The organism is Gulosibacter molinativorax, assembly GCF_003010915.2.
In the GTDB taxonomy this organism is placed as follows: domain Bacteria; phylum Actinomycetota; class Actinomycetes; order Actinomycetales; family Microbacteriaceae; genus Gulosibacter; species Gulosibacter molinativorax.
This window is the reverse complement of the sequence record NZ_CP028426.1, coordinates 800,582-822,830: the sequence shown is the minus strand read 5'-3', so window position 1 is coordinate 822,830 and position 22,249 is coordinate 800,582. Positions and strand designations below refer to the sequence as shown.

The 22,249-nt window shown below is 65.2% G+C and carries 23 protein-coding genes; 10 read left to right on the top strand and 13 right to left on the bottom strand.

Features of this window, described 5'->3' with window-relative positions; translation table 11 throughout:
- Positions 1 to 76: 76 nt before the first annotated feature.
- Complete coding sequence (locus tag GMOLON4_RS03960; protein ID WP_051267320.1) at positions 77 to 529, bottom strand: recombinase family protein; 453 nt, start codon at positions 527 to 529, stop codon at positions 77 to 79.
- Positions 530 to 558: 29 nt separating this feature from the next.
- Complete coding sequence (locus tag GMOLON4_RS03955) at positions 559 to 906, bottom strand: helix-turn-helix domain-containing protein (RefSeq protein ID WP_051267318.1); 348 nt, start codon at positions 904 to 906, stop codon at positions 559 to 561.
- A gap of 244 nt (positions 907 to 1,150) precedes the next feature.
- Here GMOLON4_RS03955 and GMOLON4_RS03950 point away from each other — a divergent pair, with 244 nt between their 5' ends.
- Positions 1,151 to 2,638: an RNB domain-containing ribonuclease gene (locus tag GMOLON4_RS03950; RefSeq protein ID WP_051267316.1), complete on the top strand. Its 1,488-nt coding sequence runs from the start codon at positions 1,151 to 1,153 to the stop codon at positions 2,636 to 2,638.
- 89 nt (positions 2,639 to 2,727) lie between these two features.
- Positions 2,728 to 3,408 carry a DedA family protein gene (locus GMOLON4_RS03945; RefSeq protein ID WP_026937711.1) on the top strand — a complete coding sequence of 227 codons (681 nt, stop codon included), beginning with the start codon at positions 2,728 to 2,730 and terminating at the stop codon, positions 3,406 to 3,408.
- 212 nt (positions 3,409 to 3,620) lie between these two features.
- Here GMOLON4_RS03945 and GMOLON4_RS03940 read toward each other — a convergent pair whose 3' ends face one another.
- The 3 genes from GMOLON4_RS03940 to GMOLON4_RS03930 all read right to left on the bottom strand — a co-directional run bounded on the left by GMOLON4_RS03940 (position 3,621) and on the right by GMOLON4_RS03930 (position 7,702).
- Positions 3,621 to 4,835 carry an IS4 family transposase gene (locus GMOLON4_RS03940; RefSeq protein WP_026937887.1) on the bottom strand — a complete coding sequence of 405 codons (1,215 nt, stop codon included), beginning with the start codon at positions 4,833 to 4,835 and terminating at the stop codon, positions 3,621 to 3,623.
- Between the two features lie 165 nt (positions 4,836 to 5,000).
- On the bottom strand, positions 5,001 to 6,800 hold the full coding sequence (locus GMOLON4_RS03935; protein WP_026936697.1) for a DEAD/DEAH box helicase: 1,800 nt from the start codon (positions 6,798 to 6,800) through the stop codon (positions 5,001 to 5,003).
- 50 nt (positions 6,801 to 6,850) lie between these two features.
- Positions 6,851 to 7,702, bottom strand: a complete 852-nt coding sequence (locus tag GMOLON4_RS03930) for a TrmH family RNA methyltransferase (RefSeq protein ID WP_051266675.1) — start codon at positions 7,700 to 7,702, stop codon at positions 6,851 to 6,853.
- 82 nt (positions 7,703 to 7,784) lie between these two features.
- Here GMOLON4_RS03930 and GMOLON4_RS03925 point away from each other — a divergent pair, with 82 nt between their 5' ends.
- Positions 7,785 to 8,627 (top strand): Sir2 family NAD-dependent protein deacetylase, encoded by an 843-nt coding sequence (locus tag GMOLON4_RS03925; RefSeq protein ID WP_026936696.1) that lies wholly within the window; start codon positions 7,785 to 7,787, stop codon positions 8,625 to 8,627.
- Between the two features lie 11 nt (positions 8,628 to 8,638).
- On the opposite strand, the gene GMOLON4_RS03920 is transcribed toward GMOLON4_RS03925, so the two are convergent.
- Both GMOLON4_RS03920 and GMOLON4_RS03915 read right to left on the bottom strand, forming a co-directional pair.
- Entirely contained in the window at positions 8,639 to 9,358 is a 720-nt protein-coding gene (locus tag GMOLON4_RS03920) for an NAD(P)H-binding protein (protein WP_211222687.1), read from the bottom strand.
- A complete protein-coding gene (locus GMOLON4_RS03915; protein ID WP_026936694.1) occupies positions 9,351 to 10,259 on the bottom strand; it encodes an alpha/beta fold hydrolase in 909 nt (302 codons plus the stop codon). Before GMOLON4_RS03915 ends, GMOLON4_RS03920 begins: the two co-directional genes overlap by 8 nt.
- A gap of 64 nt (positions 10,260 to 10,323) precedes the next feature.
- Here GMOLON4_RS03915 and GMOLON4_RS03910 point away from each other — a divergent pair, with 64 nt between their 5' ends.
- A complete protein-coding gene (locus tag GMOLON4_RS03910; protein ID WP_026936693.1) occupies positions 10,324 to 11,010 on the top strand; it encodes an exonuclease domain-containing protein in 687 nt (228 codons plus the stop codon).
- Between the two features lie 109 nt (positions 11,011 to 11,119).
- On the opposite strand, the gene GMOLON4_RS03905 is transcribed toward GMOLON4_RS03910, so the two are convergent.
- The 3 genes from GMOLON4_RS03905 to glgA form a co-directional block, all read right to left on the bottom strand.
- Positions 11,120 to 11,377 carry a type B 50S ribosomal protein L31 gene (locus GMOLON4_RS03905; RefSeq protein ID WP_026936692.1) on the bottom strand — a complete coding sequence of 86 codons (258 nt, stop codon included), beginning with the start codon at positions 11,375 to 11,377 and terminating at the stop codon, positions 11,120 to 11,122.
- A gap of 163 nt (positions 11,378 to 11,540) precedes the next feature.
- Entirely contained in the window at positions 11,541 to 12,326 is a 786-nt protein-coding gene (locus GMOLON4_RS03900) for an ABC transporter ATP-binding protein (RefSeq protein ID WP_026936691.1), read from the bottom strand.
- 80 nt (positions 12,327 to 12,406) lie between these two features.
- Complete coding sequence (gene glgA / locus GMOLON4_RS03895; protein ID WP_026936690.1) at positions 12,407 to 13,594, bottom strand: glycogen synthase; 1,188 nt, start codon at positions 13,592 to 13,594, stop codon at positions 12,407 to 12,409.
- A 61-nt stretch (positions 13,595 to 13,655) separates the two neighbouring features.
- Between glgA and GMOLON4_RS03890 the strand changes: the two genes are divergently transcribed.
- Positions 13,656 to 14,903, top strand: a complete 1,248-nt coding sequence (locus GMOLON4_RS03890) for a glucose-1-phosphate adenylyltransferase (RefSeq protein WP_026936689.1) — start codon at positions 13,656 to 13,658, stop codon at positions 14,901 to 14,903.
- Positions 14,904 to 14,929: 26 nt separating this feature from the next.
- Positions 14,930 to 15,598, top strand: a complete 669-nt coding sequence (serB, locus tag GMOLON4_RS03885) for a phosphoserine phosphatase SerB (RefSeq protein ID WP_051266671.1) — start codon at positions 14,930 to 14,932, stop codon at positions 15,596 to 15,598.
- Between the two features lie 96 nt (positions 15,599 to 15,694).
- Here serB and fabG read toward each other — a convergent pair whose 3' ends face one another.
- Complete coding sequence (gene fabG, locus GMOLON4_RS03880; protein ID WP_026936687.1) at positions 15,695 to 16,408, bottom strand: 3-oxoacyl-ACP reductase FabG; 714 nt, start codon at positions 16,406 to 16,408, stop codon at positions 15,695 to 15,697.
- A gap of 88 nt (positions 16,409 to 16,496) precedes the next feature.
- Here fabG and GMOLON4_RS03875 point away from each other — a divergent pair, with 88 nt between their 5' ends.
- From GMOLON4_RS03875 to GMOLON4_RS03860, 3 genes are all read left to right on the top strand, one after another.
- A complete protein-coding gene (locus GMOLON4_RS03875) occupies positions 16,497 to 16,883 on the top strand; it encodes a DUF3099 domain-containing protein (protein ID WP_169516496.1) in 387 nt (128 codons plus the stop codon).
- Between the two features lie 268 nt (positions 16,884 to 17,151).
- Positions 17,152 to 18,027 (top strand): SURF1 family cytochrome oxidase biogenesis protein, encoded by an 876-nt coding sequence (locus tag GMOLON4_RS03865; RefSeq protein WP_245575409.1) that lies wholly within the window; start codon positions 17,152 to 17,154, stop codon positions 18,025 to 18,027.
- Between the two features lie 14 nt (positions 18,028 to 18,041).
- Positions 18,042 to 19,316, top strand: a complete 1,275-nt coding sequence (locus tag GMOLON4_RS03860; protein WP_026936685.1) for a glutaminase — start codon at positions 18,042 to 18,044, stop codon at positions 19,314 to 19,316.
- Here the strand turns inward: GMOLON4_RS03860 and abc-f are convergent.
- Together abc-f and GMOLON4_RS03850 are read right to left on the bottom strand one after the other, a co-directional pair.
- Positions 19,313 to 20,914 carry a ribosomal protection-like ABC-F family protein gene (abc-f, locus tag GMOLON4_RS03855; RefSeq protein ID WP_026936684.1) on the bottom strand — a complete coding sequence of 534 codons (1,602 nt, stop codon included), beginning with the start codon at positions 20,912 to 20,914 and terminating at the stop codon, positions 19,313 to 19,315. The genes GMOLON4_RS03860 and abc-f overlap by 4 nt on opposite strands.
- Positions 20,915 to 20,952: 38 nt before the next feature.
- On the bottom strand, positions 20,953 to 21,489 hold the full coding sequence (locus GMOLON4_RS03850) for a helix-turn-helix domain-containing protein (protein ID WP_035732546.1): 537 nt from the start codon (positions 21,487 to 21,489) through the stop codon (positions 20,953 to 20,955).
- Positions 21,490 to 21,628: 139 nt separating this feature from the next.
- On the opposite strand from GMOLON4_RS03850, the gene GMOLON4_RS03845 reads away from it, so the two are divergent.
- Entirely contained in the window at positions 21,629 to 22,237 is a 609-nt protein-coding gene (locus tag GMOLON4_RS03845; RefSeq protein WP_026936682.1) for a biotin transporter BioY, read from the top strand.
- Positions 22,238 to 22,249 lie beyond the last annotated feature (12 nt).

Sequence of the window (22,249 nt, the reverse complement as noted above, 5' to 3'; positions counted from 1 at the left end):
CAAGGATCTGACCGACGTGGTTCTCGAACAGTGCTCGCTCAGAGGGGCCGAAGTCTGCTCGTTCAACGAGCAACCCCTATCGCATCCCGCGCTGTCCGCCAGTCGACTCACGCAACCTCGCCCTCGGGACGTGCGCGCCGGTGGCCTCGCATATGCCGACAGCGCAGCCTGCTCGGGCGAAGAGGGAACTGGAGACATGGTCGGTCGCGGAGACCATGACATCGCGGTGTTTCAGTTCTGCGAGCAGCGCACCCGTGCGACGAGCGTCGCGGCCCAGCCGGTACAGGTGATCGACGACGATCGTGTCACCCGCACGAACCACACCCAGTAGCGTTCTGAGTTGCGTCTGCCCGTCCATGTGCAAGCCGCTCACGACGAGATCCGTGAAGATGGCCTCCTCCCGCACGCCCACCTCACGCAGGGCGCGATGCTGTGGCTCCACGTCGATATCCGGCCGGTTGGTGCGGGCATAGCCGTACATCGATCCGGCCCTATCGCTGAGTGTGGCCCTCTGCGCTAGATCTGACATCGTCGTCTCCTTACCCTTTCTGCCGGTTCTCATTTAGCTGGTCGCCCTCCCCGCCGAACGTTCGGCCGAAGCTCCACCCCGGCCGCTTTCAGCGCCCGCCACACCATCGAATGACCTACCCCCAGCTCGGCAGCGACCTCACGTATCGTCTTCCCAGACAGGTACGCCCCGACGGCCTGCGCCACCTGCTCCTCGTCCAAGCCCTGTCGTCGGACCCGCACACCTGCCTCGGAGAGCAGACGACTCACGGTCTGCTTGCCCAACCGACGTGCGGTAGCGATCGAGATGAGGGACTCCCCGGCTTCGTAGGCGGAGATCATCGCCTGCAGCACCTCAGGGGCGACCGGGGTTCCAGCCGTCTCAATCGGCGTCACCACCGGCCCACGAACATCACTTCGAGGCGCAGCTAGACTGGAAACCGACACGCCCTGACCTTCGGAAGATCCGCGTGAAATCAACGATTTCAGAGTGACGAACGAGGATACAGTTTTCTCCCGGTTGGGGCACGGAGTGAAGGCCCCGGAGAGATTGTCTCTCTGGGGCCTTTTTCGATTTGCCGGTTGCACGCTCGCCAAGGGTTGACACAGTCGGGGCCAAGCCGGGCTGCGGTAGCCTCGCCGGATGAGCGAGCACGAACCCCGCACTTCGGCGCCCTCGTCGCCGATGACGATGGCCGATCTAGATTTCACGCCGATTCGCGAGAAGTATGAATTGCGCGAGGAGTTCCCCGCCGAGGTTGAGTCAGCGGCAAAGAACGCCAAGGATGCGTTCGCCGGCTCCCGTGTGGATGCGCGCGACCTCGCCTTCGTCACGATCGACCCGCCCGGCTCGAAAGACCTGGACCAGGCGGTGCTGATCGAGCGCGGCACCGAGGCTGGCGAGACCGGCTTCACGTTGCACTACGCGATCGCGGACGTGGGCGCGTTCGTGGCGCCCGGCAGCCCGATCGATGTCGAGGCGCGAGAGCGTGGCGAGACCATCTACCTCCCCGACGGCAACGTGCCGCTGCACCCGCGCATCCTGACCGAGGATGTCGCGAGCCTCGTCGCGGGCCAGGACCGCCCCGCGGTGCTCTGGCAGCTCGAGTGCGACGACACGGGGGCACTGACTCGCGCGCGGGTGCGCCGTGCGACGATTCAGGTGCGAGAGCGCCTCGACTACGTGACGCTGCAATCGTCCGTCGATCGCGGCGAACCACTCCCGGAATCGGTCACACTGCTTCCCGAGTTCGGCGCGCTTCGCGAGGCGCTCGGGCGCACCCGCGGTGCCGTGGAGCTCCAGCTTCCCGAGCAGGACCTCCACTTTGATGAGGGCAGCTGGCACCTCCGGCTCGAGCCGCGCACACAGATGGACGGCTGGAATGCCGAATGCTCCCTCGCCACCGGGTTCGCTGCCGCGCGAATGATGCTCGCGGGCCGGGTGGGACTCCTGCGGACCCTACCCGCGCCTGATGAAGAGACCGTCGCGCAGTTTTTCCGCGCCGCCCGCGCGCTCGGTATCGAACCGGATGGAGCGCAGTCCCCGGGCGAGCTGCTCTCGACGCTCGATCCGGCGCATCCCTCGACCATGGCGCTCAACTCGGCGGCGACAAGACTCCTGCGGGGCTCCGGCTATCTCGCATTCGAGGGGGAACCGGAAAACGGGAAGACGTGGCACGCCGGAGTCGCGAGTGAGTACGCGCACGCGACCGCGCCGATCCGCAGGCTCGGCGATCGGTTCGTCAGCGAGGTGTGTCTGTCATTCGACGCGGATTGGGTGGAACTTCGTGATCACTCGCTTCAATTACAGGGCGAGGTGCCCAAGGCAATCCTCGAGGCGCTCCCCGAGCTGCCGGGCCTCCTGCAGCAGTCCGGCCAGCGGGCCGGTGCCGTGGCCAACGAAGCGATCAACCTCGCGGAGGCCGTCGCCCTCCAAGACCGAGTCGGCCAGGAGTTCGATGCGGGTCTGCTTCGTGCGGGTGACGGCGACCACCACGCGGAAATCTTCGTGTTCGACCCTCCCGTGATCGCGCAGTGCCGCGGCGATGTGCCCGTCGGCGAGCAAGCGCGTGTCAGGCTGGTCGAGGCGGATGCTGCGACGCGAAAGGTGCGATTCGCCTACCCTGCATAGGGCGCTGTTCGCGATTCACGGCGTCCCACCGGCACCCATTCGGGTTTTCCCCCGGGACGGATTCACCACCCCTGGATAGGCTTTTGCAAATGCACACCATTCTCGCGCTCGCCGCGCAGTCGACGAATAACACGTCCGCCTTCGGGGCGATCGGCGACTGGGCCATCTCAATCATGAACTTCCTCGGCGCTCCCGGCGTTGCGTTCCTCGTATTCCTTGAGAACCTCTTCCCGCCGATTCCGTCCGAGGTCATCCTGCCACTCGCCGGGTTTACCGCGGGCAGCCCTGACGGACAGTTCACGTGGGTTGAGGCGCTCATCTGGGCGACGGCAGGCTCCGTAATCGGCGCCTACGCGCTCTACGGGCTCGGGGCGTGGCTGGGCCACGCCCGCACGGTCTGGCTCCTCGGCAAGCTCCCCCTCGTCGACGAGAACGACATCAAGAAAACCATCGCGTGGTTCAACAAGTACGGCTACTGGACGGTGTTCCTCGGCCGAATGATCCCGATCTTCCGCTCGCTGATTTCGATTCCCGCGGGCATCGAACGCATGTCGTGGTGGCGGTTCGGCATCTTCACATTCCTCGGCTCCGCAATCTGGAACACGATCTTTGTCTATGGCGGGTACGCCCTCGGCTCAAACTGGGGTGTCCTCGAGCAGGCCGCGGGCTGGCTCCAGTACCTCGTGATCGCCGTCGTCGCCGCGCTCGTGATCTGGTACATCGTGCACAAGATCGTGCAGGCGCGAAAGAGCAAACGTACCGAGGCTTAGGTCCAATACCGTTCAGTTAGCAGCGACTGACGCTGATCGTCGTCTGCTTAGCAGGCTGGGGCCAGTCGGCGTGCTCGGCACGTTTGACGTGCCACTTCACGTACTTCCGTTTCACCACCCGGGGAGCAGAACGGCGTCGACGCACGGGATTGAGCCGCGCAAGGAGCCGGCGAAGGAACCCGAGCCAGCCGGGACCGTCGCGGTCATGCTGGTCAGGGGAAAAAAGCGCCCGGATGGGCGAGGGTTTGACGAGTGATCCGCAACGCAGCAACAAAACTCACCCGGTCCGGATCATGCCCTTGATGGGCGGCAGCCTCGCCCATCAAGGACCGGATCGCGAAGTGGCAGCACAAGTGTCCCCAGATCTCCTGCAACACCAGATCCGGAGACTTGGAACGCAGCACCGTACGCGGCCCTCGTTGGTGGGTCTTGAGCTCGTCGAAGGCCAGCTCGATCTCCCACCGCTGGGAATAACCGGCGGCCAGCTGCGTGGCAGACACCTCATCCGGATCAAGCAGGGTTGTGAACAGACGGTATCGCTCGGGATGTTCGCGGCCGTCATCGATCGTGTAGTCGATCACGCGCACGCGCATCGGCTCGGCCCGCCGGGCTGCGGCCGAGTGCGTCTGGCGCAGGTCAGCCAGCCACGACCCGTCGGGTAGATCCGCGACGTGGACCGGCTTCGGTGCGCTCTTGTCGGTGCGGATCCGCCACAACAAGTCCGCGCCGGTCGCGGTAGCCTTCCGCCACAGGGCGTAGGAGAAGAACCCGCGGTCGGCGGTGAGCACCATCCCCCGTTGCAGCTTCGGCACAAGCCGCGCAGCGAGGGTCGCTTCGGATTCGCGGTAGGGGCCGATCTCAGCAGCGAAGATGGCGTGGGTGCCACACTCCGCCAACGCCACGACCCGGGCTTGGGGGAACGCGGACTGCTCGCCCTTGCTGGTCGCAGGTCGACCGAAGTGCGCGTGGTTCACCGCAGTGTCGGCAACATCGAGGCACATTCCATCGATCGCGACCAGCCGACGGCCCGCCAACCAGACACCCGGCGTGCTCGCGTCACCGATCGGGTTCGCGACTCGCTCGAACAGCGCAGCCAACGGTTCGAACCCCAACCGGGCCCGAGCTTGGAAGATCGCAGACTTGCTCGGTGGTGTGTAGGTTTCGGTCCAGCCAGAGGCCCAGGACAGGCCATCGGTCAATTGCGACCAGATGTCCTCGTACGACCCCTCCGAGTACAGCGCCATTCCGATGGAGAAATACGCCATCACCCGCGCCGGTAGCGAGCGATGACGTTGCTCGGTACGACCTGTCTCGGCGATCACGTCATCGACCACGCCGGGCGGGAACACCCGCGTCAGCACACCGACCGACACCAAATCCGACAACCGACGTTCGGACTCCGACTTCTTCCACCCAGCTCTTGGCATACCACCAAACTACACCGCTGTAACCCTAACTGAACGGTATTGGGCTTAGGTCCCTCCGCGCCGAATTCACTCAACGCAGAATCCCCTCGACAACGAAGCGCCGTGCGGAGCCACCCTGGCTCGCACGGCGCTTCGTTGTTACCGAGTGCCCGCTCGCGCTCCCCGCTAGTGCAGTTTCTTGCGCAGCATGTCGATCCGCTGCTGAATCTGGTGCGAGGTGGCCTGAGCCACCGCCGGGCCGCCGCACGCGGCGCGCAGCCATCCGTGCACCTTGCCGTGGGGCATGTCCTTCTGCCGGGCGTAGAGCCCCACGAGCGAGTTCAGCACCGAGCGCTGTTCCTTGAGCGTGCGGTGGAGCGGCTGCACCGTCTCGTGCCCGTCATGAAGCTTCCGATTGGCCCGCGCATCCTGGATGCTCTCCTGCTTCTTCGCCCGCGCCTCGAGAACCGCAGACACATCCTCCGCCTCGAGGATTCCCGGCAGCCCCAGGTATTCGAGCTCCTCGAGAGAGCCGACCTCGGCGGCATAGCCGAAGTCTCCCCCGTCGTAGAGCACTCGCTCGAAGCGAGCCTCGGAGGACAGCGCCTCGAACTGATAGTTCGTCAGCTCGCTCGAGGCATCTTCCTCGCGCTGTGCCTCGGCGAGCTCGCGCTCTTCCGGGGTCATTCCCGCGCCGAGGTTTTCCTCCTCTTTCGTGCGGCGATCGAGCGCGTGGTCACGCTCGAGCTCGAGCTCGTGGGCAAGCGCGGCGAGCTTCGGCACCGAGGGGATGAAGACCGTCGCCGTCTCCCCCTTGCGCCGCGCGCGCACGAATCGCCCGATGGCCTGCGCGAAGAACAGCGGCGTCGAGGAACTCGTGGCATACACGCCCACGGCGAGCCGGGGCACGTCGACGCCCTCGGACACCATTCGCACCGCCACCATCCAGCGCTCATCCGATGCCGCGAAGCTCGAAATTCGGTCGGATGCGCCCTTATCGTCGCTGAGGATGAGTGCAGGCTTCGTGCCGGTCAGGTGCTCGATGAGCGCCGCGTAGCCGCGTGCCGCCTCATGGTCGGTGGCGATGACGAGCCCGCCCGCGTCCGGCACCTCCTCGCGGATCTCTGAGAGGCGACGATCCGCGGCCTGAATGACCTGCTGGATCCAGTCACCATTCGGGTCGAGCGCGGTGCGCCAGGCCTGCGAGACGATGTCCTTCGTGTTGTCGTCGGCGAGGCCCGCAGCCATCTCCTCGCCGTAGGTGTCCCGCCAGCGCACGTTGCCCGAGTAGGCCATGAACATCACCGGGCGCACGACGCCGTCGGCCAGCGCGTGCCCGTAGCCGTAGGAATAGTCGGCCTTCGAGACGCGGATGCCGTCGCCATCGCGCTCGTAGCGCACGAACGGAATCGCCGCCGTGTCGGAACGGAACGGCGTACCGGTGAGGCTGAGCCGGCGATCGGCGTGCTCATACGCGTCATGGAGCGCGTCACCCCACGTGAGGCTGTCGCCGCCGTGGTGAATCTCGTCCATGATCACGAGGGTGCGGGCCGAACCGCACAGGTGCTCGTGCAGGTACGGCTTCATCGCGACCTGCGCGTAGGTCACCGCCACGCCGTGATACTCCCGAGAAATGCCACCCTGATTGTTGCTGAATTTCGGGTCCAGGCGGATGCCCACTCGGGCGGCAGCCTCGGCCCACTGGGTCTTGAGGTGGTCGGTCGGGGCAACCACGATGATGCGGTTCACGGTCGAGTCAGCGAGCAGCTCCGTCGCGATGCGAAGCGCGAAGGTCGTTTTGCCAGCGCCGGGCGTCGCCGTCGCGAGGAAGTCGCGCGGCTGCTTCTCCATGTAGAGGTCGAGGGCCTCCTGCTGCCAGGCACGCAGGCTCCCCGCGGTGCCGCGCGGAGCGCGGTTTGGGAACGCGGGTGAGAGGTGTTCGGCGGCATAGGTGCCGACCTGATGAGCGGTACGATTCGATGCCATCGGAACGCTACTCATGCAGCTGCTACATCTCGCTTTCGTGAACTCAACACTTACTTTTCGACCGTACTCCCAGCCACCGACACGTCATCGAGCAGAGCATAGAGCGCCACTGCCGAGGCGGCCGCGACATTGAGCGAGTCGACCTCGTGGTGCATGGGAATGACAATCTTATGCCTCGATTCCCGAAGCGCGGCACGGCTGAGCCCGTTCCCCTCTGTTCCCAACAGCAACGCGACTTTTTCCGGGCGTTTCGCGGCAAACTCCCTGAGCGTGACCGCATCCTCTTCCAGGGCGAGCGCCGCGAGCTCGAACCCGTGCTCACGGAACAGCCGCCCGGCCTCATGCCAGGCGGGCAGCCGCGTCCACGGCACCTGCAGGACCGTCCCCATCGAGACTCGGACGCTGCGCCGGTAGAGCGGATCGGCGCACTCGGGGGTCACGAACACGGCGTCGGCGCCCAGGCCCGCCGCGTTGCGAAAGGCCGCGCCCACGTTCGTGTGGTCCACGATGTCCTCGAGCACGAGCACCGTCTTCGAGGTGCGGAGAATCTCGGCGGGATCGAGCAGCTCGGGACGATGCATGGCCGCCATCACGCCCCGATGCATCCGGTATCCCGTCAGCTGCTCGAGGAGCGCCTCGCTCCCGAGAAAGACCGGCACGTCGGGGAAGTCCGCGAAGAGCGCCTCCGCCTGCGCCAGAAACTTCTCTTGCGTCAGGAGCGAACGCGGTCGATGCCCTGCTGCCAGCGCGCGTCGAATCACCTTCTCCGACTCCGCCATGTAGAGGCCGCCCGCGGGCTCGAGCTTGCGCCGCAGCGCGACATCGGTGAGGTTCGCATAGTCCTCGATGCCGGACACCTCGGCCTCGGACTGGTCGAGCGAGGTAATCGGAATAATGCGCATCCTGAGATTTTCTCACGGCGTGGCTGCCTCGATGCAGGTAGGTTGTCATGCAGTTCACGAGATCGAAGGTCAGGTGTGAGGAATGGATGAAGCCGGATACATTCGAGCCGGAGCCGAGGAGCTCGCCGATTTTCTCGCGACGCGTAACGCCGCTGTGATTACCGGCGCGGGGTTGTCGACCGACTCGGGTATCCCCGATTACCGCTCCCCGGGCGCGCCGAAGCGCACGCCCATGACCTGGCAGGACTTCGAAAGCAGCGACGAGCGCCAGGCCCGCTACTGGGCCGGTGCGGCCATTGGCTGGCGCCGTTTCGACTCCTTCTCGCCGAACGTCGGCCACTTCGCGCTCGCACGGCTCGAGGCCGCGGGCAACGTGCTCGGGGTCGCGACGCAGAACGTGGACGGCCTGCACCTGCGCGCGGGTTCCCAGCGCGTCATCGAGCTCCACGGCCACCTCCGCAGCGTCCGCTGCCTCAACTGCGGCACCGAGGTGTCGCGTGACGAAATCGTCGAGCGGATGCGCCGGGACAATCCCGACGTCGCGGCCATCGCCGCCGAGGCCGAGCACAACCCCGACGGCGACGCTTCGGTGTCAGACGAGGTCGTGGCCAATTTCAATATCCCCAAGTGCCTCGTGTGCGGCGGGATGCTCGCACCCAACGTCGTGATGTTTGGCCAGTTTGTCCGCCCCGAAGACGCTCGCGCCGCGGAGCAGCTCGTCAACGAGTCCGACTCGGTCGTCGTGGTTGGTTCATCGCTCGCGGTCAATACCGCCGTGCGCCTGCTCCACCGCGCGCACCGCCAGGGCAAGCCGATCGCCATGGTCAACCGCGGCGAAACCCCGCTCGATCACCTCGCGGCTTTCCGGGTGGATGCGGGCATCAGCGAGGTCGTCGCGGGCGCGGCCGAGATCCTCGGCATCTAGCGCCGCGCCGCCTAAAGCGCTTTCTGTGCCTCGGCAAGCGCGTGGTCAATGGCCTCGTCGAGCGGGGTCCCGCCCTCGACTACGCTGAGGTCCCGCCACACTGTCCCCTGGTGCGCAAGCGCGAGTCGGATGACATGCGCGACATCGGCGCGTCGCGTTTTCCCGCCACGCTCCATCGTCGAGACCGAAACAGTCCCTCGGCCGGTGGCCGGCTCATTGGTGAGGCCGCCCGGCTTCACGATCGTCCAATCAAGCGCCACGGAACGGAGGTACTCGTCAGCCTCGCGCTTCGCATCCCAGTAGGCGGCGAAAACCGGATCGCCGCCCGCCGGGGCCTGCTGTTCGGCGCCAATGAAGCTGATCTGCAAGAACCGCATCGCTCCAGACAACAGGGCTGCGTCCGCCGATTTGATGGCACCGCCCCGATCCACGGTCCACTTCCGCGCCTCGCCCGAACCGGGTCCGGCGCCGGCCGCGAAGACGACGGCCTCCGCATCGCCAAAGGCATTCGCAATCTCGTCGGCCGAGGCCGTCTCGATATCGCAGACCACAGGCTCCGCTCCGAGCTCGCGAAGCGCATCCGCCTGGGCCTCACTGCGGATGATCGACCGGACTCTGCCGCCGTCCTCCGCAAGCAGCGCCGCCAGCGCCCGCGCGATCTGACCGTTTCCACCGACGATCGCGACTTCCGAGGGGAGACGGCCCGCGAGGGAAAGTGACAGGTCAGTCAATGGATGCTCCTTGCAGTGCTTTGCGGTCGAGGTGCTCGCGGACGAGTCGCGCGAGCGGGATTGGGGTTTCGTAGTGGATGAGGTGGCCGACACCTTCGATCACGTGCAGTTCCGAGCCTGGTGACTTCGCGTGGAGTCGCTTGGTCGCATCCAGCGGCGCGATGAGGTCCCGCTCCCCCGCGATCATCGTTGTGCCCGCGGGAAGTTCCGCGGCAAAGGCGCTGACATCGGTCGAGACGGATGCGCGAAACGCCTCGAGGAGGACATCCCGGCTCGCGAACTCGGAGAAGTGCTCCTCGTGCTCGGCGTGAATCCACGTGCGCAGGGCGCGACTTCGGGTCACGGCCATGACTTCGCTCATCACGCGCGTGATGACGGGCGACGCGAGGAGTGCCTGGCCAACCGGCGCGGGCAGCGCCGCGCCGGCCCAGTAATAGAACACGCCGAGATTCGTGAGCATCCGCGCTGGCCCCTCGAGCGCGTTTTCCGCGATCGGGTTCACCAGGATGACGTCGCGGCCCTCGAGGTCCGCCGCCGCTCGTGCGACGATCATCGACCCGAACGAGTGACCGAGCACGCTCGCGGCCCGATCCGGGTCTTCTTCGCGCAGCAGTTCGAGCAGCCACGTGGCGTAGTGATTAACCGAGTGCTCGTCAGGCATCGGCGTGGATTCGCCGAATCCGGGCAGGTCCGGCGCAATGAAGCGTACCTCCGGCAGCAGCGCCACGAGGTTGGCTAGGCCGTGGTGGGTGCCGCGGAAGCCGTGGACGAGCACGACCGTCTGCAGTGCATCCTCTGGGCCGAACACCCAGATCTTGGTCTCGCTGCCTCGAATGCTGCGCAGTCGAGTTACGACGGGAATTTCGCCAAGCCGGGCTTGCAGTGGGTTCTGAGGGCGCATCGTGGAAGAGTGTATGCGACGAACCGCAAGAGACCCATTAGCCGTGGAACACGAAGGAGCTGGCGTGAGCTGGACCGAGAAAGTCGCCGTATTCGATACCGAGACGACGGGAGTTGACCCGACCGAGGCTCGGCTGGTGACGGCATTCGTCGGGATGCTCGACGCGGGCGGTGACATGGAGCGCGGCACCGATTGGCTTGCCGACCCGGGGGTTGAGATCCCGGAGCAGGCGGCCGCCGTGCACGGCATCACGACGGAAATGGCCCGCGCCGAGGGCGAACCGATCGCCGAGGTGTTGGAGAAGGTCGTCGCCTCGCTGAACTGGATCGCGAAGCACGGCCTCGCCCTCGTGATCTATAACGCGCCGTTCGACCTCACGCTCATCGACGCCGAGTGCCGCCGCTATGGCGTCACGCCACCTCAGCTCGGCAAGCAGGTCGTGGACCCGCTCGTGATTGACCGCGCGGTGGATCGCTACCGCAAGGGTAAGCGCACGCTCACCGACACCGCCGCCGTCTACGGGGTCGACCTCCTCGACGCCCACGACGCCGCGGCCGACGCGATCGCGGCCGGCCACATCGCCCAGGCGATTGCGCGCAAGTATCCGGCCGAGGTCGATATTCCACTTGCGGACCTCCACGCCAAGCAGATCGAGTGGTCGCGCGCATCCGCCGAAGACTTCGAGGCGTACATGCGCCGCACCAAGGACCCAAACTTCAGCGCCGACGGCCGCTGGCCGGTGCGGGCGTAGATCGCGCAGTCGCCCACGGCGTGTGGTGCCACCTCGGTGGCACCACACGCCGTGACGAAAAAACTGCCCGGGCTCGTTGCGAGCCCGGGCAGTTTTGAAGATTCGAGGACTAGTTCTTCGAACCGAACTTTGCGTAGCGGTTCTTGAACTTCTCGACACGACCGGCCGAGTCCATGATGCGCTGCTTACCGGTGTAGAACGGGTGCGACGCGCTCGAGATTTCGACGTCGACGACCGGGTAGGTCGTGCCGTCTTCCCACTCGATGGTCTTCTGGGACTTCACCGTCGAACGGGTGAGGAACTTCTCACCCGAAGCGAGGTCGTTGAACACCACGTAGTCATATTCGGGGTGGATGTCTGCCTTCATCGGGTTTCCTTCTGCGAAAAGTCGGGTACAAGTACAAGTGCCGGGGTATGCAGCTCAGCAGTACGCCTGCGCGGCCGCCCCACGGCAAGCCAAGGAGAAAGTCTAGCACGCTACTAGCGATTAGCGCAGCAGAATTCCCCCCTGCGGTTCGGGCGTGTCGCGCCTAGTTGGCGGCGCGCGCCGCGAAGCGGCCGCCGTGATACGTGAGATCGAGCGGAAGCCCGAACGTCTCCGTGAGGTTTGCCGCGGTGAGTGACTCCGCGAGCGGCCCAGCCGTCACGATCTTACCCTCGCGGATCAGCAGGGCGTGGGTGACGCCGACCGGAATCTCTTCGACGTGGTGCGTCACCATCACGATCGCCGGGGCAAAGTCGCTGGCGGCGTAGTCGGTGAGCGACGCGAGCAGGTTCTCGCGGGCGCCAAGGTCGAGGGATGCGCTCGGCTCGTCGAGCAGCAGCAGCTCCGGGTCGGTCATGACGGCGCGCGCGATGAGGGTGCGCTTGCGCTCGCCGTCCGAGAGCGTGCCGAACGTGCGCTCTGCAAGATTCTCGAGCTGCCACTCCGCGAGAACGCGGTCAGTCTGCTCGTTGTCAATCTCGTCATAGGACTCGTTCCAGCGTCCCGCCACGGCGTATCCCGCGGTCAGCACCGTGTTGCGCACGGTTTCATCCTCGGGAATCAGCTTCGCCATGGCACTCGACGCGAAGCCGATGCGCGGGCGGATGTCGAACACGTTGGCGCGTCCGAGCTGCTCATCGAGGATGGTCACCTGGCCAGAAGTCGGATGCAGTTGCGCGGACGCGATCGATAACAGCGTGGATTTCCCCGCGCCATTGGGCCCCAAGATCACCCAGCGGTCGGTTTCATCTACGGACCAATTCACACCATCAAGAATTGGACGCCCGGAGCGAATCACTCGGACGTCCTCGAATTTCACGACTTCAGCCATGCGGCAAGGCTACCGGCGGGCGACACAAAAACGCTGCGTACGCGCAGGCGTGTGACGTGTACGCCCGCCGGAAATCTCGGCTAAGCCTCGATCAAGGAGCGGTAGAGCTCCTGCGTCTGCGTGGAAATCTGCTTCCAAGTGAACTCACGTTCGACGCGCTCGCGCCCGGCGCGGCCGTATTCCGCCGCCTTCTCCGGATCCGAAAGCACCTCGTTCAGCGTGGCGGCGAGGTCCGCGACGAACTTGTCCGGGTCCGTCGGAGTGCCCGTGCCGTCCTGCACCTGCTCAATCGGCACGATGCGGCCGGTGACCCCATCCTGAACGACCTCGGGAATCCCGCCGGTGCCAGAGCCGACCACGGCCGTGCCGCAGCTCATCGCCTCGAGATTCACGATGCCAAGCGGCTCGTAGATCGATGGGCACACGAACACTTCGGCCGCAGTAAGGAGTGCCATGATCTTCGGCCGCGGGAGGTGCTCGGAAATCCAGTGCACGCCCTCGCGTTCGGACTGCAGCTCGCTCACGAGGCCGCGGACCTCTTCTTCGATTTCCTTGGTGTCCGGTGCCCCGGCACACAGGACGATCTGCACCTCCTTGGGCAGCTCGCGCAGCGCGCGCAGGAGGTATGGCAGGCCCTTCTGTCGGGTGATGCGACCGACGAAGATGACGGTGGGCGCATCCGGGTCGATGCCGAGCTCGCGAACGGTCTCGGGATCGTCCGTGGGCTTCCACTCATCGATGTCGATGCCGTTGTAGATCGTGACGACCTTGTCGGTGTCGAGGTCCGGGTAGCTGCGCAGGATGTCGGCGCGCATGCCGTTGGAAACGGCGATGATGCGGTCGGCGTTCGCGTACGCGTCGCGCTCCATCCAGCTCGAAAGCCGGTATCCCCCGCCGAGCTGCTCGGCTTTCCACGGCCGGAGTGGCTCGAGCGAGTGCGCGGAGATCACATGTGGGATTCCGTGCAGAAATTTGGCAATGTTTCCCGCTTGATTGGCATACCAAGTGTGGGAGTGGACGAGGTCTGCACCCTCGACATCTTTGGCGATCAGGAGATCGGTGCCGAGAAATCCGAGCGCAGCATTCGCGTCCTTGAGCTCTTCCGGCACAGGATAGGCATAAGTGTCTTGTTCCTCACGCGGCTCACCAAAGCAACGGACTCGGACATCGATGTCCTCGCGCATTGCACGGACGAGCTCGGTGACATGCACCCCCGCCCCTCCATAGACCTGCGGCGGATACTCCCGGGAAATCACGTCGATTTTCATGCGGCCAGAGTACGCGAGCAATCCGACGGAACCCGTTCACTTTCATGTCTACGATGGGGCCATGGCACAGGCGCAGAAAAAAGTCTTCGGAATCGTGTTGGCTGGCGGCGAGGGTAAACGCCTCATGCCGCTTACGGCAGACCGGGCAAAGCCCGCTGTCCCCTTCGCGGGACAGTATCGACTCATCGACTTCGCACTCGCGAACTTGATGAACTCGGGCCTGAACCAGATCGTCGTCCTGACGCAGTACAAATCGCACTCGCTCGACCGTCACATCTCCCAGACGTGGCGCATGCCCGCCATCCTCGGCGCGTATGTCTCGAGCGTTCCCGCGCAGCAGCGTCGCGGCAAGCACTGGTTCTCGGGTTCGGCCGACGCCATCTTCCAGTCGCTCAACCTCATTCACGATGAGAAGCCAGACATCGTGGTCGTCGTCGGTGCCGACCACGTGTATCGCATGGACTTCTCGCAGATGGTGCAGCAGCACATCGAGTCGGGCCTCGGCGCCACGGTTGCCGCCATTCGCCAGCCCATCGAAATGTCGACTTCGTTCGGCGTGATCGATACCGATCCGGAGCGCCCCGGCCACATTCGCGAGTTCCTTGAAAAGCCAGAGCACGTCGAGGGGCTGGCGGACAGCCCGCACGAGATTCTCGCGTCCATGGGTAACTACGTATTCGACGCCGACAAGCTGATCGAATACGTCACCCGCGACGCTGCGAACGAAGACTCGAAGCACGACATGGGTGGCGACATCATCCCCGCGTTCGTGGCGAACGGCGATGCCGGCGTCTACGACTTCATCCAGAACGACGTGCCCGGTTCCACCGCGCGCGACCGCGACTACTGGCGCGACGTCGGTACCATCGATTCCTTTTTCGAGGCCCACATGGACCTCATCGCGACGCTCCCGATCTTCAACCTCTACAACGAGCAGTGGCCGATCATGTCGCAGCAGCTGAACTCGCCGCCCGCGAAGTTCGTGCGCGACGGCCGTGGCACCACCGGCACCATGATCGACTCGATCATCTCGCTCGGTTCGGTGATCAGCGGCGCCCACATCGAGCGTTCGGTCCTCGGGCCCTGGACGCGCGTCATGTCGGGTGCGCTCGTCGTGGACTCGATCACGTTCGATCGCGTGCAGGTCGAACCCGGTGCCGTGGTGCGCCGCGCGATTCTCGACAAGAACGTCGTCGTACGCGAGGGCGCCTCGGTTGGCGAGAACCCCGACCTTGACCGCGCCCGTGGCTTCACCGTCACAGACTCGGGCATCACCGTCGTTCCGAAGAACGCGGTGATCGAGCGTTGAGCAGTGCCCCGATAACCCTCACCCCGATGCACGGTGAGGGCACCATCACCCCAGGCGCGCGCTTTTTGGTCGTGCTCGACGTCGACTCGACGCTCATCGAAGACGAGGTCATCGAGCTTGTCGCCGAGTACGCGGGAGTCCGCGAGCAGGTGGCCGAGGTCACCGAGCGCGCGATGCGGGGCGAACTCGATTTCGAAGGCAGCCTGCGCGAGCGAGTCGCCCTCCTGCGCGGCGTCTCGCTGACGCAGGTGGCCGAAGTCCGGCAGCAGATCACGGTGACGAATGGCGTCCCCGAAATGATCGAGGCCGTGCACGCGGGCGGCGGTCGCGTCGGCGCCGTCTCAGGCGGATTCCACGAGATCCTCGACTCGCTCGCGGCCGACCTGGGACTCGACCTCTGGCGCGCGAACCGCTTCGAGGTGGATGCGGCGGGCCTCCTCACGGGGAACGTCACGGGGCCGATCATCGGCCGCCAGGCGAAGGCCCACACGCTGCGCAGCTGGGCGCAGTCGCTCGATGTGCCGATGGATCGGACCGTTGCTGTCGGCGACGGCGCGAACGACCTTGGGATGATGGAAATCGCCGGTCTGTCGGTCGCGTTCGACGCGAAGCCGATCGTTCGTGAACAGGCCTCGGTCGTCATCCGCGACCGCGATATGACGCAGCTCCTCCCCCTCCTCGGCCTGCGCGGCTAACGGACCTTGAGTAGACGCGAAGCGTCGTATCGAAAGGCCGTTTCACCGACACCTTTCGATACGCGGCTCCACCGCTATTCAAGGTCCTTGGTCGACCTAGTGCCCCATCCCGAGGCCGCCGTCCACGGGGATAACCGCGCCGGAAATGTACCCGGCATCGTCCGACGCGAGCCAGCGGACCGTCTTGGCGATCTCATCCACCTTGCCGAACCGCCCGGCGGGGATCGCGCTCAGGTACTCCTTCTGGGTCTCTTCGGGCAGCACCGCGGTCATCTCGGTCTCGATGAATCCGGGCGATACCACGTTCGCCGTGATCCCCCGGCCGCCGAGCTCGCGCGTCAGCGAACGCACGATGCCGACGAGCCCGGCCTTCGAGGCGGCATAGTTGATCTGCCCCGGCGAGCCGTAGAGTCCGACGACCGAAGAAATCAGCACCACGCGGCCAAACTTTGCCCGGAGCATCCCCTTCGACGCCCGCTTGATGATCCGGAAGGCACCCGTGAGGTTCGTGTCGACGACGCTCGTGAAGTCATCCTCCGTCATGCGCAGCAGCAGGCCGTCCTTGGTGATGCCAGCGTTGGCCACCACGACCTCGATCGGGCCATACTCTGCTTCGACCGCTTTGAAGGCCTCGTCAATCGAGGCGGCGTTTCCGACGTCGGCCGCGACGGTCAGGGCGCCTTCGGGGCCGCCCTCGCCCGAGCGCGAAGTCACGGCGACACGGTGCCCCGCCGCGAGGAATTCTTCCGCAATGGCGCGGCCAATGCCGCGGTTGCCTCCAGTGATCAGCACGGTCCGCTGCGTGGTCATAAAGCTCCTTGGTCGAAAGCGGGATATCTGGCCCATCGTACTGGGCCGAGGAGTAGGCTTGAGCTGTCGAATGGAGCGAGTATCACTCATGTCTAGGCAGGTGCCCAACATCACCTCCATCGGAGAATCCGAAGAGGAAGAGCGTCGGCATCGGACTCGCCAGTATCTACTTACGATGGCGTTCCGCAGTGTCTGCGTGCTGCTCATGGTGTTCGTGCGTGGGCCGATGCTGTTCGTTGTCGCCGCGGGAGCAATTTTCTTGCCGTGGATCGCGGTCGTGATCGCAAATCACGTTCGCGAACGCAAGATTCGACCCGTCGAACGCCCCGACGCGGCTGCCGTCGTAAAGTACGCAGAACCGGTACGATCTAACGAGTGGTATGAGCCCCGCGATTCGGCAAACGATGACGCACCAAGCAGCGAGGCGAAGGATGGCGGGGCAACGAATGCTTCGCATCGGGAGGAGAAGCCCTAATGAGTTCCGGAGAGTTCGATCTTCGCGGCAGGCTCGCGGGCGCGCTCCCAGAACGCACTCGGCTGCCTCAGTGCTCGCGCGCGGGGTGCGACCACGATGCTGTTGTGCGCATCGAGTGGCGCAACCCCCGCATCCATGGCCTCGACCGGGTTAAGATTTGGTTAGCGTGCGTGGACCACAAGGATTACTTACTCGGCTTCCTGAACAGCCGAGAGTTCCCGGTCCGAGTGCACGACGTACACGATCCCGTGAATGAGGCCCCGATTCAGTGACTAGTTCGACTCCGCAAGCATCCAAGAATAGGAAGGGTCTGCGGTTTCTCCTGAGCCGTCGCTGGCTCGGTTATTTCGCACTCCTCGTCGTCTTCGCGACGGTGTGTGGATTTCTCTCTTCGTGGCAATTCGATCGGCGCGAGCAGCGAGTTGATGCCAATCACCTCGTTCAGACCAACTTCGATGCCGAGGCGCGGCCAATCGAAGAGGTCCTCCCCACGGTCGACTCGTTTAATGCCGACCAGGAGTGGCTCTCCGTTTTGGTCGAGGGTGAGTATCTCGAGGATGAGCAGCTCCTGGTGCGTGGTCGACCTCGCGATGGCCTCCCCGGCTTCGAAATCCTGACACCGCTCGAGACTTCCGACGGCAGAATCTTCATCGTCAATCGCGGCTGGCTTCCCACCGGTGCCGAGCAGGATCACCCCGACAGCGTCCCCGCAGCGCCCGCGGGTGAGGTTTCAGTCACCGCGAGGCTTAAACCGAGTGAACCCGAAATTCCCGGAAGAAGTGCTCCCGAGGGGCAGATCGCCACGATTCACGTCGAGACCTTCGCTGCAAACCTCGGCGAAGATCGCACCTATTCGGATGCGTACGGCCTGCTTCGCAGCGAAACGCCGAGTGGCGAGACTGGCGCGTTGGTCCCCAAGCCGGAGCTCACCGAGGGCAACCACCTGAGCTACGCGTTCCAGTGGATCATCTTCGCGATCATCGCTCTCGTTGGCTTGGTCTACGGGGTGCGCGAAGAGTTCCGCGAGCGAAATGCGGACGACCCCCGCGTGCTCGCAGCGAAAAAGCGTGAGGCCGAGCGCAAGGCTCGCGCTAAGAAGTCTCAGGCAGACTACGAGGACGAACTTATCGATTCTCAGCACTAGCGAAGGGCGATTGCATGCGAACTCCGGTCCACGAATACCTCGCCGAGATCCGAGACAGCTGCTATTACTACTCGCAGGGCGAGGTTGCGACCTACATCCCGGAGCTCGCGGAGGTCGACCCAGACCAGTTCGGGATCGCGCTGTGCACCCCGGCGGGCACCATCTACGCCGAGGGTGACGCCGAGAACGAGTTCACCATTCAATCAGTCTCGAAGCCATTCGTGTATGCGATGGCCCTCGTTGAGCGAGGGTTGCAGATCGTGGATGCGCACGTCGACGTCGAGCCGAGTGGCGATCCGTATAACGCCATGTCGGTAGACCCGGAGTCCGGCAAGCCGAGCAATCCCATGATTAACATGGGCGCGATTGTGACGCACTGCCTCGTCGGTCCAGCGGATGCGACCCCGCAGGAACGCTCCGACCTCATTATCGAATCGCTATGCAAGTTCGCGGGCCGAAAGCTAGAGGTCAACGAGGCCGTGCTCGAGAGCGAATTTGCCAACCGCTACCGCAACGTTGCCCTCGCCTCGATGATGCGTAGCAACGGCTTCATCAGTATCGAACCCGATGACGCGGTCTGGGGATACACCCGCCAGAGCGCGCTGAACGTCACGGCGCGCGACCTCTCGGTGATGGCGATGACGCTCGCCAATGGCGGGGTCAACCCGATTACGCACGAGCGCGTGGTGCCCGAGTGGGTGTGCCGCCAGGTGCTCAGCGTGATGACCACGTGTGGGATGTACGACTCGGCCGGCGACTGGCTCTCGAGCGTGGGCATCCCGGCCAAGAGCGGCGTGGGCGGTGGCATCATTGGCTCGCTGCCGGGGCAGGTCGGAATCGGAACGTTTTCGCCGAGGCTCGACTCGCACGGTAACAGCGTGCGAGGCGTCGAGGCGTGCGAACGGGTCTCGAGGGACATGGGCTTGCACATCATGGCGATGCCGGCGCCTTCGATCGATGCGATAGGACAGCAGTCCCGCACCGAATCGGGAGCCGTTCTCGTGAGCATCCAGGGCGCCCTGACGTTCCCCACCGCGGAGCTCGCGCTGCGACGATTCGAGGAGATTCCCGAGGACGAGTCCGAGGTTGTCGTGGATCTCACTGCCGTCCCGCAGATCAACCACGTCGGCGACCGGATGCTCCGTGAGGGCCTCCGACGGCTCGGCGAGGACGGTCACCAGGTGACGCTGGTCGACCCGCACGAGCGCATTCCGCGCCCGATGGACCACGACCGGCGCCGGATCCCCGTCATCGATGATTTCGCGACCTTCGAGGACGCCGAGACCTAGTCCATTTCGATGAGCTCGAAGTACTCGGGGTTCCAGTGGTCCTCGATCGCCTCGGGCATGATGAGCACGCGCTCGGGGTTCAGCGCCTCGACCGCACCCTCGTCGTGCGAAACGAGGATGACCGCGCCTTCGTAGTGCGCGAGCGCATCCAGGATCTGCTCACGTGAGACCGGATCGAGGTTGTTCGTGGGCTCGTCGAGCAGCAGCACGTTCGCGCTCGAGACGACGAGCATCGCCAACGCGAGGCGGGTCTTCTCCCCACCCGAGAGCACGCCTGCCGGTTTGTTGACGTCGTCACCCGAGAACAGGAACGAGCCGAGCACCTTGCGCGCTTCGGTCTCGGTGAGGTGCTGCGACACCCGCACCATGTTGTCCTTCACCGAGGCGTTGACGTCGAGGGTCTCGTGCTCCTGCGCGTAGTAGCCCACGCGCAGGCCGTGCCCGGGAATGATCTCGCCGGTGTCCGGCACATCCACCCCCGCGAGGATGCGCAACAGGGTCGTCTTGCCGGCACCGTTGAGCCCGAGGATCACGACGCGAGACCCGCGGTCGATCGCGAGGTCCACGCCCGTGAAGATCTCGAGCGAGCCGTAGGACTTCGAGAGTCCCTCGGCCTTGATCGGTGTCTTGCCGACCGGGGCGGGCGTCGGGAACCGGAGCTTCGCGACGCGATCTTGTTGCCGAACATCCTCGAGTGACCCGAGCATCCGCTCGGCGCGCCGCTGCATCTGGTGCGCCGCCGCGGCCTTGGTCGCCTTGGCCCCGAACTTGGCAGCCTGCTGCTGCAGCGCCGAGGCCTTCTTCTCGACGTTGACGCGCTCTTTCTTGCGGCGTTCCTCGTCGGCCTCACGCTGGCGCAGGTACTGCTTCCAGCCCATGTTGTAGATATCGATGACCTGCCGGTTGGCGTCGAGGTAGAAGACTCGGTTGACGGTCTCCCCCACGAGCTCGACGTCGTGCGAGATCATGATGAGCCCGCCCCGATAACCCTTGAGGAACTCGCGCAGCCACACTACCGAGTCGAGGTCGAGGTGGTTGGTCGGCTCGTCCAGGATCATGGTCGACGCATCCGAGAACAGGATGCGCGCGAGCTCGATGCGGCGTCGCTGACCGCCCGAGAGGGTCTCGAGCTGCTGGTCCAGGATGCGGTCGGGCAGGTTCAGGTTCGAGGCGATCGCGGCGGCCTCTGACTCGGCGGCATAGCCGCCGAGCGTGACGAACTCGTCGTCGAGCCGCGCGTACCGGCGCATCGCCTTGTCGCGCTCCGCGTCGGTCGCGGCTTCCGCCATCTCGGTTGCGGCCTTCGCGAGTCGGGTACGCACCGAACCGAGGCCGCGCGCATCCAGGATGCGGTTGCGCGCGGTCTGCGTCGGGTCGCCACTGCGGGGATCCTGCGGGAGGTAACCAATCTCGCCGACACGATCGATCTTGCCGTCCGAGGGCAGCGTCCATCCGGCCAGGACCTTGGTGAGGGTGGTCTTGCCTGCGCCGTTACGGCCGACAAGTCCAATCTTGTCGCCGTCTTGCACGCGGAAGCTGACGTCGCTCATGAGGGTGCGCGCTCCCACCGTGATCTCGAGATCGTGGACAGCTAGCACGTGGCGTTCTCCTCAGGCATGGTGGTGATGGTTGCTGGTCAACCGATCGAGTCTACCAAGCCGGGCGAAAGGATGCGCGCCACGCCTTCCGCAAACGAGCTCGCGTCCGCAGTGATCGGGCTCTCGTTGAGATCGACCCCGATTCGGAACGCCTGCGCGCGCTGCTGCTCGTGCGAGGTGTGCCCGATGCAATAGTGCAGCAGCGTGGTGGCGCCCGACACCGCCGCATTTCGCTCGTAGCCGTCCGCCTCGAGCGCTATGCGCAGGCGCTCGAACGCGCGATCCGCGCCGAGCCCGAGCGCGATTGTGCTGACGACGACCTCGGCGCCGTCCGTCACCGAAAGCATCGCCTCGCGGAATGCGGCGGCGGCCTCGGCCGCGCCGGTGCCTTCCGGGAGCTGCGCGACTGGCGCGAGGATCGCATCCGCGACGCCGGCGAGGAGCTCCTGCTTGTTCTTGAAGTGCCAGTACAGCGCGCTCGGCTGCACGTCGAGTTCCCGCGCGAGCGCGCGCATCGAAAGGTCGGGCAGGCCACGCTCATCCAGCAGCCGCAGTGCGGTCTCGAGCACGTCCATACGAGAGTGTCGCGCACGGGAATCGCGTTGTGTCGCCAATGTTGCCCTTTCCGGCAAGCGTGTATTACTGTTCCCAGCATACAACCTGGACGGTGTTCAGGTAGGAGCGATGTCCCACGTCTTGTCCAAAGGAGCACACATGAACGCAGCCGTAACCCGAGCCAGGGGGCTCGATGCCAGCGACCTCGCGCGCATCGCAATCTTCGCCGCGCTAATCGCCGTGCTGGGTCTGCCCGGGGCCATCAACGTGGGCGCCGTACCCATTACCGCGCAGACGCTCGGCGTCATGCTCGCCGGGGCCGTCCTCGGCGCGCGGCGCGGCGCGCTCTCGGTCATCGTGGTGCTCGCCCTCGTCGCGATCGGACTGCCGCTCCTGTCCGGCGGCCGCGGCGGCCTCGGCGTCTTCGTGGCCCCCTCCGCGGGCTACCTGATCGGCTGGGTCTTCGGCGCATTCGTGATCGGGCTCATTGTCCGGGCGGGCGCGAACCGCCCGACCTGGTGGCGCGTCGCGCTCGGCGCCGTGGTCGGCGGCATCCTCGTCATCTACCTCTTCGGCATTCCCGTGCAGTCGGCGCTCACGCAGCTCCCCCTCGGCGAGACCATCATTGCGAGCGCGGTGTTCCTTCCGGGCGACCTCATCAAGGCAGCACTCACGGTCGTCATCACGATGGCGCTGTGGCGTGCCTACCCGCGCGCCTTCGCGTGGTCGACTTCACCCACGCAAGCGTCGGTCAATGCCGCACGCTAGCCCGACTACGCT